Source organism: Micromonospora citrea, from assembly GCF_049629545.1.
Classification (GTDB): Bacteria; Actinomycetota; Actinomycetes; order Mycobacteriales; family Micromonosporaceae; genus Micromonospora; species Micromonospora citrea_A.
Map to the genome: position 1 here is coordinate 98578 of NZ_JBNADX010000023.1, position 13569 is coordinate 112146.

At 73.2% G+C, this 13569-nt stretch carries 13 protein-coding genes and 1 pseudogene; 5 read left to right on the forward strand and 9 right to left on the reverse strand.

What is annotated here, in order from left to right:
* Positions 1–73 precede the first annotated feature (73 nt).
* The 7 genes from ACPFP2_RS22830 to ACPFP2_RS22860 form a co-directional block, all read right to left on the reverse strand.
* Complete coding sequence (locus ACPFP2_RS22830; protein WP_424091219.1) at positions 74–1183, reverse strand: branched-chain amino acid ABC transporter permease; 1110 nt, start codon at positions 1181–1183, stop codon at positions 74–76.
* Positions 1180–2058 carry a branched-chain amino acid ABC transporter permease gene (locus ACPFP2_RS22835; protein WP_424091221.1) on the reverse strand — a complete coding sequence of 293 codons (879 nt, stop codon included), beginning with the start codon at positions 2056–2058 and terminating at the stop codon, positions 1180–1182. The genes ACPFP2_RS22830 and ACPFP2_RS22835 overlap by 4 nt, the downstream gene beginning before the upstream one ends.
* Positions 2059–2085: 27 nt before the next feature.
* A complete protein-coding gene (locus ACPFP2_RS22840) occupies positions 2086–2805 on the reverse strand; it encodes an ABC transporter ATP-binding protein (protein WP_424091223.1) in 720 nt (239 codons plus the stop codon).
* A complete protein-coding gene (locus ACPFP2_RS22845) occupies positions 2802–3590 on the reverse strand; it encodes an ABC transporter ATP-binding protein (RefSeq protein WP_424091225.1) in 789 nt (262 codons plus the stop codon). Before ACPFP2_RS22845 ends, ACPFP2_RS22840 begins: the two co-directional genes overlap by 4 nt.
* A gap of 86 nt (positions 3591–3676) precedes the next feature.
* Positions 3677–4780 (reverse strand): acyl-CoA dehydrogenase family protein, encoded by a 1104-nt coding sequence (locus tag ACPFP2_RS22850; RefSeq protein WP_424091227.1) that lies wholly within the window; start codon positions 4778–4780, stop codon positions 3677–3679.
* Positions 4777–5934, reverse strand: a complete 1158-nt coding sequence (locus tag ACPFP2_RS22855; protein ID WP_424091229.1) for an acyl-CoA dehydrogenase family protein — start codon at positions 5932–5934, stop codon at positions 4777–4779. Before ACPFP2_RS22855 ends, ACPFP2_RS22850 begins: the two co-directional genes overlap by 4 nt.
* 137 nt (positions 5935–6071) lie before the next feature.
* Complete coding sequence (locus ACPFP2_RS22860) at positions 6072–6911, reverse strand: alpha/beta hydrolase family protein (protein WP_424091249.1); 840 nt, start codon at positions 6909–6911, stop codon at positions 6072–6074.
* Between the two features lie 296 nt (positions 6912–7207).
* Here ACPFP2_RS22860 and ACPFP2_RS22865 point away from each other — a divergent pair, with 296 nt between their 5' ends.
* A complete protein-coding gene (locus ACPFP2_RS22865; protein WP_424091231.1) occupies positions 7208–7591 on the forward strand; it encodes a hypothetical protein in 384 nt (127 codons plus the stop codon).
* Positions 7592–7633: 42 nt separating this feature from the next.
* Here the strand turns inward: ACPFP2_RS22865 and ACPFP2_RS22870 are convergent, their stop codons facing one another.
* Positions 7634–8251 carry a class I SAM-dependent methyltransferase gene (locus ACPFP2_RS22870; protein ID WP_424091232.1) on the reverse strand — a complete coding sequence of 206 codons (618 nt, stop codon included), beginning with the start codon at positions 8249–8251 and terminating at the stop codon, positions 7634–7636.
* Positions 8252–8343: 92 nt separating this feature from the next.
* Between ACPFP2_RS22870 and ACPFP2_RS22875 the strand changes: the two genes are divergently transcribed.
* Positions 8344–8475: a hypothetical protein gene (locus ACPFP2_RS22875; RefSeq protein WP_424091234.1), complete on the forward strand. Its 132-nt coding sequence runs from the start codon at positions 8344–8346 to the stop codon at positions 8473–8475.
* Positions 8476–8519: 44 nt separating this feature from the next.
* Here ACPFP2_RS22875 and ACPFP2_RS22880 read toward each other — a convergent pair whose 3' ends face one another.
* Complete coding sequence (locus ACPFP2_RS22880; RefSeq protein WP_424091236.1) at positions 8520–9509, reverse strand: glycoside hydrolase family 11 protein; 990 nt, start codon at positions 9507–9509, stop codon at positions 8520–8522.
* Between the two features lie 590 nt (positions 9510–10099).
* Between ACPFP2_RS22880 and ACPFP2_RS22885 the strand changes: the two genes are divergently transcribed.
* From ACPFP2_RS22885 to ACPFP2_RS22895, 3 genes and pseudogenes are all read left to right on the forward strand, one after another.
* The gene (locus ACPFP2_RS22885; RefSeq protein ID WP_424091239.1) at positions 10100–11548 is read left to right on the forward strand and encodes an SDR family NAD(P)-dependent oxidoreductase; all 1449 of its coding nucleotides are present in this window, start codon (positions 10100–10102) and stop codon (positions 11546–11548) included.
* A gap of 80 nt (positions 11549–11628) precedes the next feature.
* Complete coding sequence (locus tag ACPFP2_RS22890; RefSeq protein WP_424091241.1) at positions 11629–12597, forward strand: cellulose binding domain-containing protein; 969 nt, start codon at positions 11629–11631, stop codon at positions 12595–12597.
* A 749-nt stretch (positions 12598–13346) separates the two neighbouring features.
* A pseudogene (locus ACPFP2_RS22895) lies at positions 13347–13569 on the forward strand (pectate lyase); the annotation flags it as partial.

Below are 13569 nucleotides of genomic sequence, written 5' to 3' on the forward strand. Positions count from 1 at the left end.
GACCTTTCTCGGTCCGGTTCTGTGGTGGGGGTGGAGCGGCGGCCGGTGGCCCGGCCACCGGGTGGGAGCAGTTTCAGGAACGCCGGGTGCGCCAACGGGCGCGCAGGATCCGACCGGGCCGCGACAGCAGGCCCTGCACACCGCCGGGCGCGGCGATCATGACGACGACCAACGCGATGCCGAACAGCGCCAGCGGGAGGTTGCCCTCCATCCGTTGCGCCACCGCGGGCGGGAGGGTGAGCGAGTCGGTCAGGGTGTGCGTCAGGTCGGGCAGGGCGACCAGCAGCACGGCGCCCCACACCGCGCCGGCGAGGCTGCCGAGCCCGCCGATGACGACGGCCATGACCAGGAAGAGCGACAGTGTCAGGGAGAACGCGCCGGGCGACGCGCTCTGTGCGAGCACCGCGAGCAGCGCGCCGCCCAGACCGGCGGCGCCGGCGCTGACCACGAAGGCGAGCACCTGGGTACGGGCGACGTGGATGCCGGCGAGGCGGGCGGCCACCTCGTCGTCGCGTACCGCCCGGAAGGTCCGGCCGAAGCGGCTGCGTACGAGGTTGCCGAGCAGCAGCAGGGCGAGCAGGGTGGCCGCCCCGGTGACCCAGAGCTGCCACCGCTCGTAGGGGAAGTACGGCCCCAGGGCCGCCGGGGGCGGCTCGACAGGGACGCTCAGGCCCTGTTCACCGTTGAAGACCCCGTCGAAGGTGACGGTCAGCGCCGGCACGACGATCGCGACGGCCAGCGTCACGCCGGCGAGGTACGGGCCGCGCAGCCGGGCCGCGGCCACCCCGATGACGGCGCCGAGCACGACGGTCACCAGCACCGCCGCCAGCAGGGAGACCGCGAGCGTCCAACCCGCGACGACCGACCGGTCGACGAACGCGTTCTGGCAGAAGGCGAGGGTGTACGCACCGGTCGCCATCAGCGCGCCGTGTCCCAGCGATAGCTGACCGTTGAGGCCGGTGAGGATGGTCAGCCCGGCGGTGGCGCACAGGTAGGCGGCCACGGTGGCGAGCTGGAAGGTGCGGAACGGCTCCAGTCCGTAGCTGACGGCCACCAGCAGGATCGCGGCGGCGGCGGTGAGGGCGAGGTGGCGCAGCAGGGTCGAGCCGCCGCGCTCGTCGCGCCCGAGGGTGTCGGTGGCGACCCGGCCGGCCGGTGGGGCCGCCGCCCGGGTGGCGCTCACACCTGCCTCGCGGTGACCGGGGCGAACAGGCCGGCGGGGCGGATGAGCAGCACCGCCAGCAGCAGCGCGAGCACCGCGAGGGGGGTGAGGTCGCTGCCGGCGTAGCCGCTGACGTAGGAGAGCAGCAGCCCGACCAGCAGCCCGCCGACGACGGCCCCGGGTGGGCTGTCGAGCCCGCCGACGACGGCGGCGGTGAACGCCGAGACGAAGACCAGGTCCATCGCGTGCGGGTGCAGGCCGAGTTCGGTGGGGATGATCAGCATGCCGGCCAGGGCGCCGACTCCGGAGGCGAGCGCCCAGCCGAGGGTGAGCATGCCGCCGACCTTGACCCCGAGCAGCCGGGACACCTCGGGGGCGAAGGCCGAGGCCCGCATCCGCAGGCCGATCGCGGTGCGGGTGAAGGTCCAGGCGAGCGCGACGACCACCGCGGCGACGGTGGCGACGACGAACAGGTCGTACGGTGAGCCGACGGCGAGGCCGCCGACGGTGAGGGCGGAGCGGGAGAAGGGCGGCTCGGCGGGGCGGAACTCGTTGCCGTAGATCATGCCCAGGACGGCCTGGATCAGCAGCACCAGGCCCAGCGCGACGATCACCGGGTTGAGCGGGGAGCGATGGTCGACGAAGCGCATGACGGCCAGGTCGACGACCGTGCCGAGGAGCAGTCCGGCGGCGATCGCGGCGAGGAACCCGAGCCAGTAGGAGCCGGTGGACGTGGACACGCTGTAGGCCACGTAGACGGCGGCGACGGCCATCGCGCCCTGGGCGAAGTTGACGATGCGGGCGGCCCGCCAGATGAGTACCAGGGACAGCGCGAACGCGGCGTAGACCGCACCTCTCGACAGGCCGTCGAGGGTGAGGAAGAGGAAGCGGTCCAACAGTCCTCCCTCCGGGGGACGGGGTGGTCAGAAACCGAGGTAGGCGTGGCGCAGGTCGGCGTCGTCACGCAGTCGGGCGGCGGGGGCGGTGTGCACGACCCGGCCGAGGGACATCACCACACCCTGGTCGGCGACGGAGAGCGCGCTGCGGACGTTCTGCTCGACGAGCAGGACGGTCAGGCCGGTGCTGTCGCGCAGGTGGCGCAGCAGGGCCATGGTCTGGGCGACGACCCGTGGGGCGAGGCCGAGCGAGGGCTCGTCGAGCAGCAGCAGCCGGGGGCGGCCGACGAGCGCCCGGCCGAGGGCGAGCATCTGCCGTTCACCGCCGGAGAGCTGGTGGCCGTGGTGTCGTCGCCGCCGTACGAGCGGCTCGAAGAGCTGGTAGACCTCGTCGAGGGCCCGGCGGGCGTCGGCTCGGTCGCGACGCCAGAGCCCGCCGAGGCGCAGGTTCTCGTCCACGGTCAGCTCGCCGATCACGCCGCGACCTTCGGGCACGTGGGCCACGCCGCGTCGGACGAGTTGCTCCACCGGGGTGCCGCGCAGGTCCGCACCGTCGAGGACGATCCGCCCGGCGGCGGGGCGCAGCGTGCCGGACAGGGCGCGCAGCAGGGTGGTCTTGCCGGCGCCGTTGGCGCCGACGACCGCGGCGATGGTGCCGCGCGCGACGGTCAGGTCGACCTCGTGCAGCACCGGGCCCGCCCCGTAGCCGGCCACGAGCCCGCGGACGGTGAGCAGGTCGCCGGTCATGCGGCGGTCTCCTCGTCGACGGCGGCGCCGAGGTAGGCGTCGGCGACCGCCGGGTCGTCGCGGATCTCGTCGGGGGCGCCGGTGGCGATGACACGTCCGAAGTCGAGCACCACGATCTCGTCGCAGACCGACATGACGAGGTCCATGTGGTGTTCCACCAGCAGCACCGCGCAGGGATGGGTGTCGTGTCGGGGCAGGTGCCGGATCAGGTCGGCCAGCTCGGCGATGTCGCCGGCGCCCAGGCCGCCGGCGGGTTCGTCGAGCAGGAGCAGCCGGGGGCGGGCGGCGAGCGCGCGGGCCAGGGCGACGCGTTGGCGTACGGCGAAGGGCAGGGTGCCGGGCGCGGCGTCGGCGTGCCCGGCGATGCCCAGCTCGTCGAGGATGTCGAGGGCGTGCCGGCGCAGCCGCCGCTCGTCCCGGTCGCTGCCGGGCAGGGCGAACAGGGCGGAGAGGAAGCCGGCCCGGGCGGTGCAGGTCGCCCCGGCCATGACGTTCTCCGCCACGGTGAGCCCGGCGAAGAGCCCGGTGCCCTGCAGGGTGCGGGCGACGCCGAGCCGGTTCAGCCGGTGCGGTCGCGGGCGCAGCGGCGCGCCGTCGAGGCTCAGCGAACCCGAGTCGGGCGCGACGAAGCCGCAGATGACGTTGAACAGGGTCGTCTTGCCGGCCCCGTTGGGGCCGATCACGCCCACCACGGCGCCGGGGGGCACCCGGAGCGACACGTCGTCGAGGGCGGTGAGGCCGCCGAAGCGCACCCCGATGTGGTGCAGTGCGAGTCCTTGCTCCATCACCCGTCCCTCGCCCTGACGATCATTATTTGCACTGCCAGTGTACGTTTTCGTGGTGCGCGGTCAATACCTTCGATGCCTCGTCGTCACGGGCCCGGCGGCGGCCCGGGCAGGTCGGCCAACCGGGCCAGGACGCCGCGGTGGCGCTCGGCGGTGCCGAACGCGACCGCACCGCTCTTGGCCCGCTTCAGGTACAGGTGCGCGGGGTGCTCCCAGGTGAAGCCGATGCCGCCGTGCAGCTGCACGCAGACCTCGGCGGCGCGCACCGCGACCGCCGCGCAGTGGGCCTGGGCCAGCGACGCCGCCAGAGCCGTCTCCGGGTGGTCGACGGCGAGGCGGTCGGCCGCGTGGCGGGCCACCGCGCGGGCCTCGGAGATCTCCACCCAGACGTCGGCCAGCCGGTGCTTGACCGCCTGGAACGAGCCGATCGGCCGGCCGAACTGGCGCCGCAGCCGGACGTGCTCGACCGTCGTGTCCAGACACCACTGGGCCACCCCGACCTGCTCGGAGGCGAGCAGCGCCGCACCGGCTACCAACGCGTCGGCCACCGCCGCGGTGGCCGCCCGCCCGGCGGCGATCCGCCGCCCCGCTGCGCGGGTGAGCACGATGTCGGCCAGCGGCCGGGTGCCGTCGAGCGACACCACCGGCGTCATCCGCACGCCCGGGTCGTCCACGTCGACCGCGTACAGCCCGTCGTCGGCGGGGACGAGCAGCACCTCGACCGGGAGGGCGTCGGCGACGCCGGTCACCGCGCCGCAGAGCACCGGACCGTCGGCCACCGCGAACGCGTGCGGCGGCGCGTCGGGGCCGGCGGCGACGGAGACCGCCAGCGCGGCGGCACGCCGCCCGGCGGCGAGCTGACCGAGCAGCTCGGTGTCGCCGCAGCGCAGCAGGGCCCGGGTCGCCACCCCGGCGCTGCCGAGGTAGGGCACCGGCGCGACCGCCCGGCCCAGCTCCTCCAGCACCACGGCCACCTCGCGGAAGCCGGCGCCCGCGCCGCCGTGCTCCTCGGGCACCGCCAGACCGGCCGCGCCGAGCCGGCCGGCCAGCCGCACCCACAGGCCCGTGTCGTACGGCTCGTCGCCGTCGAGGCGGGCGAGCGTACGGCTGACCGGGGCGTGGGCCGTGAGCAGCGCCCGTACGCTGGCCCGCAGCGCCTCCTCCGCGTCGTCGTAGAGCAGGTTGGTCATCGGTCCGCCCGGGGCTCGGCCGGCAGGCCCAGCACCCGCTCGGCGATGACGGTGCGCAGGATCTCGGAGGTGCCGCCCTCGATCGAGTTGCCCCGGGCGCGCAGGTAGCGATAGGTGGCGGTGCGGCCGAGCAGGTCGGGCTCCTCCGGCCGGCGCATCGTCCAGTCGTCGTGGCGCAGCCCCTGCTCCCCCAGCAGTTCCACCTCGAGCCCGCTGATCCGCTGGGCCAGGTCGGCGAAGGAGAGCTTCACCGCGGATCCCTCCGGTCCCGGTTCACCGGCGGCGAGCTGCTGGCGCAGGCGCAGCGCGGTCAGCCGGGCAGCCTCGGCGCCCACCCACGCCCGCAGGACCTCGGTGTGCAGCCCGGCGGTACGCAGCTCGGGGTGCTCGCGCCAGACGCGGGCCAGCACGCCGATCATGCCGCCCTCACGGGGCAGCGGCCGCCCGCCGATCGCGACCCGTTCGTTCATCAAGGTGGTGCGGGCGACCCGCCACCCGTCGTCGACGGCGCCCACGCGCAGGGTGTCCGGCAGCCGGACCTCGGTGAGGAAGACCTCGTTGAACTCCGCCTCCCCGGTGAGCTGGCGCAGCGGTCGCACCTCGACGCCGGGGGCGGTCATGTCGCAGACGAAGTAGGTGATGCCCCGGTGCTTCGGGGCGTCCGGGGCGGTGCGGGCGAGCAGGATCGCCCACCGCGCGCGGTGCGCCATGGACGTCCAGACCTTCTGCCCGGTGACCACCCAGTCGTCGCCGTCGCGCACGGCGCGGGTGCTCAGGCCGGCGAGGTCGGAGCCGGCGTCCGGTTCGCTGAACAGCTGGCACCAGATCTCCTCGCCGGTCCACAGCGGTCGCAGGAACCGCTGCCGCTGCGCCGGGGTGCCGTGCCGGAGCAGGGTCGGCGCCGCCATGCCGAGGCCGATGCTGTTGCGCCGGGGCCGGTTGTCCGGCGCGGCGGCCCGGGCGAAGGCCTCGTCGACCACCGACTGAAGGTGCCGTGGCGCGTCCAGCCCGCCGAGTCCGACCGGAAAGTTGATCCAGGCCAGACCGGCGTCGAACCGGGCGCGCAGGAAGCCGGTGCGCTCACCGCCGGGGTCGTGGTGGGACAGGAACGCGGCGACGAGGTCGCGCAGTCCGTCGGCGGTGTGGTCGGGCACCCGCGCCTCCTCAATGAATTTGCACTGTCAGTGCATCATATGGCGAGCCCGCCGCGCAACGGAAGCCCGGCCGGGTCGTCGTGCCGCCGGTGGACGCGGGTCGGGGCGGCCGCACGTGGCGACCGCCCCGGTCGCGATCAGTAGCTCGGGCAGGTGTTGCGGTACTCCTCGATGGCGAGGCCGCTCGGCCCCGGGCAGAGGAACTGCTCGTAGCGGGTGTCGTTGTCGACGAAGCGCTTCAGCCAGGCCACCATCTGCTTGGCCGTCGGCGTGTTCACCGTCTGCGGGAAGAAGTGGCTCGCGCCGTTGAGCTCCAGGTACGCCTTCTCCGACGAGGCCGGGATGCTGCTGTAGAACGGCTCCGAGTGCGAGGAGACCGGGGCGATGCTGTCGCTCTCCCCGCCGATGATCAGCGTCGGCACCCGCACCTCGGACCACGTCTTGTCCAGGTTCCACGGCGCGAGCGGCACGGCGGCCTGCAACGACGGCCGAGCGGCGGCGGCCTCCAGGCTGCCGCCACCACCCATCGAGTGACCGGCGACGGCGAGCCGGGTGCCGTCGATCCGGCCACGGACCGAACTCCGCTCGACCAGGTAGTCGAGCGCGGCGAGCAGCTGCCGCCCCCGGCTGTCCGGCTGGTCGAGACGGGTGTTGGTCTCGATGCCGATGACCACGAACCCGTGCGAGGCGATCCGTGGGCCGAGCCAGCTGATGCTGGACCAGGCGGCGGTGTAGCCCGGCGAGATGGCGATGGCGCCGAAGGTGCCCTCACTGGTGCTGGTCGGGTAGTAGATGACGCCGCCGCCGAAGCCGCTGACGCTCCACGACGAGACGCTCTGCGAGGCGGTGGCGAAGGGGCCGCGGCTGGCCTCCAGGATGGCGCTGGTCGGGGCGGGGCCGCGCTCGTACGGGTTGTCCGCCGCCTGGACGCCGGACGAGGTCGCCAGGACGCCACCGGCGGCCAGGACGGCCGCCATGGTCAGCCTGGCCACGGTACGGACGGCGGAGCGGGGGCGGGTGGTGGTGGGTGATCGCACGTCGGGTACTCCCTGCTGCGTGGAGTGGTATCGATGTGCGTCAGTGTTCGGCGGCGACCGTCGATCGCGCATCGGCAAAATCACCAGTCCCCGGCCGCCGGATCACAGGTCCCCGCCGGGCGGTACCCTCCCGTCGTCGTCCGGCGGCCCTGCCCGGCACGGGCCGGTGCCCCCGGTCACCCAGGAGGCGACCGGCGGGCGGCAGACCCCGGTCGGGCCGAAGCACAATGGATCGGATGACCAGCGACGACGAGGTGCTCCACTCCCTCGACCACTACGAGGCGGCCCTGCGGCGGATCTCGGCCGACTTCGGGTCGCGAGGCGCCGCGGTCGAGCCGGTCGGCGTGCGGCTGGACACGCTGGACAGCATCCTCGTCGACTACCGCGTCACCGGCCGGGGCGACCCGTACGCCGTCGGCGCCCTGCCGATGGTGACGACCGTCGAGGAAGCGGTCGTCGCCCTCGCCGACCTCCTGCAGGAGGAGGCGCTGGAGTTGGGCGACACGGTGTGGCCCGGCTGCCGACCGGGCCACACCCATCCGCCGACGCCACGCCTGTCGGGCGGCACGGCGGTGTGGTCGTGCCCGGCGGACGCCACGGCGCTCGCCGACATCGGCTGAGCCGGACTCCCCCGGCGACGCGGCGACCCGTCGGCGCGGTCGTCAGGCGGGTCTACGGGCGGCGAGGCGCTCGACCACGCCCCGGGCGAAGCGCTCGTGCTTCTCGATGTGCAGACCGGCCGCCGCCACGTGGGTGATCGGGCGGCGCCGGAAGTGTTCGCCGGCGGCCGGGACGCTGATCAGGTCGAGCAGGCGCTGGAGGGCGCGTACCGGCCGGGTGGCGCCGGCCACGTGGTCGGCCAGCAGGAGCAGGCCGCCGGGGCGCAGCACCCGGATCATCTCGGCGACGGCCCGCTGGTCGTCGGGGATCGCGCAGAGCGAGAGCGTGCAAACGACGGAGTCGAAGCTGGCGTCGGGGAAGTCCAGGCGGTGTGCCGTACCCGGGCGAAGGTCCGCCTCGCGGCCGAGTTCGGTGGCCTTGCGCCGGGCGATCTCCAGCATCCGGGGGCTCAGATCCACCCCGGTGAGGCGCACGTCGGCGGCGTAGTACGGCAGGTTCCGCCCGGTGCCGACCGCGACCTCCAGGGTGTCGCCGGCGGCCTGGCGGCAGATCCAGGCCCGGGTGTCGCGCAGGAATCGGCGCTCGAGCAGGTTCATCTGCCGGTCGTAGCCGGCGGCGTGCCGGTCCCAGACGCGGCGCTGCTTCTCGTCGGCGCTCATGACGGCGACGATATGGCACCCGCACCAGCCCCACCGGCCAACCGGAGCCTTCGCGCCGGAGATCACGGTCCTGCGCTCAGCTGCGTGCCATCGTGGAGGTCTACGCCAGCAGCGACGGGCAGGGCAGGTTCGTCCGGGACCTCATCGCGGCGTGGGTCAAGGTCATGAACCTGGACCGCCTCGACCTCGCCCGACACGACCGGGCCCGGTCACCGCGGAGGTGACCGGGCCCGTTCGCGGCGCGCCGCGCCATGGCAGCCGGTGCGGGTCAGCCCGTGCTGCAGGAGACCGTGGGCCAGGTCCAGTTGCCGTTGTGCTGGATGGTCACGCCCCAGTTGTTGCCGTTGCCGTTGGGTCTGGCGGTCAGCACCTGGGCGCTGGGGTAGCTGGCGCTGACGTTCCAGGTCGCGAGGACCTTCGCGGGGGACGGGACGGTCATCGTCACGGTCCAGTTGGTGGCGCCGGAGACGGAGACGTTGAGGTTGTACCGGTCGCTCCACTGCTGGCCGGCGGAGAGCGTCGCGGTGCAGCCGCCACCCCCTCCGCCGCCACCGCCACCGCCGCCGGAGGAGCCGCCGAGCGTGATGTTGGAGCTGCCGCTGCTCTGGTATCCCTCGGTCGCCATGATCATGTAGTTGTGGCTGCCCATGTTCATGCCGTTGCGGGCCCACGCGTCGAAGTGGTTGCCGCTGGTGATGGTGCCGCCCGTGCGCCTGGCCTGCCGTACGCTCCAGAACTGCTTGAACGTCGCGGTGCCGATGATGGACGGGGCGTTGTACCGGGTCGTCTCGTAGATGTCGTACGTGCCGCCGTCGCTGGTGACCGTGCCCTTGTAGGTCCCGGTGGGCCGGTAGGTGCCCCAGTTGTCGACGATGTAGTACTCCACGAGCGGGCTCGTCGTCCAGCCGTAGAGGGTCAGGTACGCGTTGCCGGACGGGTTGAAGCTGCCCGAGTAGGTCACACTGCGGCGACCGCCGGTGCTCCAGCCCTTGCCGGCGACGAAGTTGCCGGTGTTGCGCCACGAGGTGCCGTAGTTGCCGCCGGAGCCCAGGTCCATGGAGACCGTCCCGGGGCTGTCGGTCCAGAACGAGTAGAAGTAGCCGTCGTGGGTGCCGGTCTGGTTCGAGGTCACGGCCGCCTGGGCGGCGCCGGGCAGCAGCATCGTGGCGGCGACCAGCAGGACGGCACAGGCGCCGCTGACGAGCAGTCTGAGGGGGCCACGTCGGCGGCCCTTCGGGGGTGCGGGGGCGTCGTTCATGTTCGTGCTTCCTCCTCGGGACGGGAGTCGGGCAGCGCGATACGACGTGACGGGGCCGTGGGTGGCCGGGACGGGCGCCCCTGCGTCGACGTCGCTGCGCGCGGCGGGGTGGGCCGGTCGCCGGGTGGTCGACGGCCGGAGAACCGGACCCCGATGAGGCGATCCGGATCGACAGTCGTGGAAGCCTGTCGATGCCGAAAGCATCGGCCGGAGGTCGACGGGTGTCAACAACTTTCGGAAATGTTTCAGTAACAGGATCTTGACTCGGCGCGCACCCTCCCCGCTGATCCGACGACTCGGCCCCACACCGGTCGACGACCGATACCACCCTCCGTCGACCACGGCGTGAGGACTCGGTCGCCCCGAAGTTTCGATATCTTTCGGAGCCGGCTGCCGGTCCACCCCACCCCACGCGCTCCTGTCGCGGCTCGACGCGCACGTCGCGTACGCCGGGTGGGGTCGACGCGACGGCCGTCGGGCCGGCGGACAGGTGCGGGATGCGTCGGAGGCCGTGCGGTGCGTACAGTTCCGGGTCGGACGTGGGGCGGGCCGGGGAGATCCGGCACAGGGAACGGGACGAGACAGCACGGATGACGGCGGACACAACTGCGCAAAGCGGCCAGAGCGGTATCGACCCGAGCCGGCTGGAGACCTGCCTCAGCGTCTTCGAGGCGCTGGAGGCCCTGCCGTCCGACCACCCCGATGTGGTGCGGGTGCAGCGGGCGACCGCGAAGCTCTACAAGGTGATCAAGCAGCGGCGGCGCGAGGAGCGGCGCGACGCCCTGCTGGCAGCCGACCGTGCGGTGACGGCCGCCACCGCCACCGGCGCTCCGGGGCGGATCGACGACGAGACCCAGGGGATCCCGCTGGCCTCCCCCACCGTCGGCGCCACGGCCGGCGTCCTGCACCACCCGCGCGGCTGCTACGTCTGCAAGCAGCGCTACCGCGAGGTGGACGCCTTCTACCACCAGCTGTGCCCGCCCTGCGCCGCACTCAACCGGGAGCGCCGCGACGCCCGCACCGACCTGACCGGCCGGCGCGCGTTGCTCACCGGCGGCCGGGCGAAGATCGGCATGTACATCGCGCTGCGGCTGCTGCGCGACGGCGCGCACACCACGGTGACCACGCGGTTCCCGCACGACGCGGTGCGCCGCTTCGCCGCGATGCCCGACAGCGCGGACTGGCTGCACCGCCTGCGGATCGTCGGGATCGACCTGCGCGACCCCGCCCAGGTGATCGCCCTCGCCGACTCGGTCAGCGCACAGGGGCCACTGGACATTCTGATCAACAACGCGGCGCAGACCGTCCGCCGCTCGCCCGGGGCGTACGCGCAGCTCGTCGCCGCGGAGGCCGCGGCCCTGCCGGACGGCCCCCTGCCAGAGATGATCACGTTCGCCAAGCCGGCCGGCGAGGGCGAGCCGGCCGCCCTGCCGCAGTCGGCCGCGATCACCCCACAGGCGCTCACCGCCCTGGCGTTGACCAGCGGCTCCGCCTCGCCGGAGCGGATCGCGGCGGCCACCGCCATCGACGCCGGTGGCCTGGTGCCGGACCTCGACCCGGTCAACAGTTGGGTGCAACGGGTGCACGAGGTGGACCCGATCGAGCTGCTCGAAGTGCAGCTGTGCAACGTGACGGCCCCGTTCGTCCTGGTCAGCCGGCTGCGGCCGGCGATGGCCGCGGCGAGCGCCCGTCGCAAGTACGTGGTGAACGTCTCGGCGATGGAGGGCCAGTTCTCCCGCGGCTACAAGGGGCCGGGGCACCCGCACACCAACATGGCCAAGGCGGCGCTGAACATGCTGACCCGCACCAGCGCGCAGGAGATGCTGGCCGACGGCATCCTGATGACCAGCGTCGACACCGGCTGGATCACCGACGAACGGCCCCACCCGACGAAGATGCGGCTGGCGGAGGAGGGCTTCCACGCGCCGTTGGACCTCGTCGACGGCGCGGCCCGGGTGTACGACCCGATCGTCCGCGGCGAACAGGGCGAGGACCTGTACGGCTGCTTCCTCAAGGACTACGCGCCCTGCGCCTGGTGATCGGCGCGCCCGTCCGGCCCTCGCGCATCCTGCGCCCGACCGATGCCATTGATCGATGATTGTCTCTACAATCCGAGGGCATGAGACTCCGCGCCGTTCTCCCGCGCCGGGCCGCCCGACTCGCCACCGCGGTCGCCCTGGGCCTGGCAACGATCGTCGCCCTGCCCGCTCCCGCACACGCGGCGACCGCGACCTTCGTCAAGACGAGCGAATGGTCCAGCGGCTACGTCGGCACGATGACCGTGCGCAACAACAGTGACGTCGCACTGACCTCCTGGCGGGTCGCGTTCGACCTGCCGGCCGGCACCACGCTCGGCTCGTACTGGAACGCCCAGCTGGCCCACGACGGCGGCCGACTCGTCTTCACCAACATGCCGTGGAACGGCACGCTGGCCGCCGGCGCCTCGACCAGCTTCGGCTGGGTGGCGAACGGCGCCGGCGAGCCACAGGGCTGCACGGTCAACGGCGCACCCTGCTCCGGCCCGCCGCAGGTCGACGTGACCCCGCCCGCCACCCCGGGCAACGCCCGCTACGTCGCCGGCCCGATGACCACCCTGACCTGGGAGCCGTCGACCGACGACATCGGCGTGGTGGAATACCAGATCTTCCACCGCACCACGCAGATCGCCACCACGACGGCGACGAGCTACAGCATGCCGACGCCGCCGCCGATGGTCACCACATTCGGGGTACGCGCGGTCGACGCGGCCGGTAACATCTCCCCGTTCGCGCCGATCCACTTCGGGCAGTTGCCGGACTCGGCGCCGCCGACCGCACCGGCGAACCTGCGGATCGGGGGCCTTTCTGACGACCACCTGACGGTGCGCTGGGACGCCGCGACGGACGAGACGTTCCTGGTCGGCTACGAGGTCTACCTCAATGGCACGCTGATCAGCAGGGTCGGCGGCACGAGCGGGCACGTCCCGTACCGCGGTTACGGCACATACCTGGTGCGGGTACGCGCCTGGGACAGCTCGGGCAACGTCGGGCCGTACGCCGAGGTGGGGCTGGCGATCGACCCGCCGCCACCCACGCCCTCGCCACGCTGACGTCGGGCGCGTCGAAGAGGTCGGCCAGCGGCAGGCATAGTCGTATGGCGAATGGAAACTCCGCCGGAGAAGACGTAACGCCCGATCACGCTCCCGCAGCCGCGAGCTCGGCCTGCGGCGCGGGCGACCGGGGCACCTCCACACCGATCCGGTTCCCCCACACCGGCGGCGGGTGCGGCTACAGCAGTCCGCCGGATCACCGGCCCCGACGCTGTAGCCGGCCTCCCGCCACGCGGCTCACATGACGTGGCGAGCCGCCACCGCCTGCCGCGCCGCCGCTACTGCCGGCGAGGGGCACAGAGCAGCTTTGTACCGCAATCCGGACAGCCCCTTGCCACATCAATAGACATCTCCCTATCCTCGCTGTGGAAAGCGCTTTCCAGCTCGATGTGGAACGTCCCGACGGAGGCGACCGTCGGGGCATCCACAGCGACTTCGGCTGCCTCGGATCACTCCACCACGACGTGTGAATGCCTCGCGGCACCTGCACCAGCCGACGACTTCGCGCCGTGGGCGGCAGCCGACCCGCGCAAGCGGGCGGGAGCACGGTCACGGTGACATCGCGGCCGGGCTGACGAGGTCGAACGGCCGCAGCGGAACCGCCGGCCCGATCCACACGTGAAGAGCAACCACCGCCGCCTCGTACCACGACCTGCCCAGCGACAGGCGACAGCTCGGCACCGTCCACGTCCGCCGAACACCGGTACGCGGCAGCACCACCACCGCAGTCAAGACGAAAGCGAGACGAGATGAGACGACCAGTCGTACGAGGAGTCCAGGCGGCGCTTGCCACGACGGCCGTCGGGGCCGTGGTCGCAGTAGTGGCCCTGGCGGCGCCGCAGGCATCGGCAGCGGTCGGCGGCGTCACCGGCTTCGCGACCCAGAACGGTGGGACCACCGGCGGCGCGGGTGGGCAGACGGTGCGGGCCACGACGGGGACCGCGATCCACGCGGCCCTGTGCAGTCGGGCCA